At 56.8% G+C, this 264-nt stretch carries 1 protein-coding gene; it reads right to left on the reverse strand.

Annotation, left to right across the window (positions count from 1 at the left end; all coding sequences use genetic code 11):
- Positions 1 to 264, reverse strand: a 264-nt coding sequence (locus tag FN960_RS24235; RefSeq protein ID WP_185971154.1) for a hypothetical protein, incomplete at both ends; no start/stop codon positions are given.

Here is a 264-nt window from a genome sequence, read left to right on the forward strand (position 1 = left end):
TAGTTTGCCAGCGTCAGATCATAAACGGTGGTCACCAGGGCGGTGCTGCCATCAGCCAGTTGCAGGCGTTTCACCGGCAGTTTGTGCAGCAGCACGTTTTCCAGTTCCACTTTGTTGAAGTGTTCCGTGCCGTCGCCACCAAAGTACGGGAAGCCTACCTCAGCGATCTCATCCTGGCTACCCAGCAGGCTCAGTTGCAGCTCGGTTTCTTCGCCAGTTTTGCCGTCGCGCTGCTCAAGATTCCATTTGCCCTTCTCGCCCCAG

This window comes from Alkalicoccobacillus porphyridii, assembly GCF_007293315.1.
Lineage (GTDB): Bacteria > Bacillota > Bacilli > Bacillales > Bacillaceae_D > Alkalicoccobacillus > Alkalicoccobacillus porphyridii.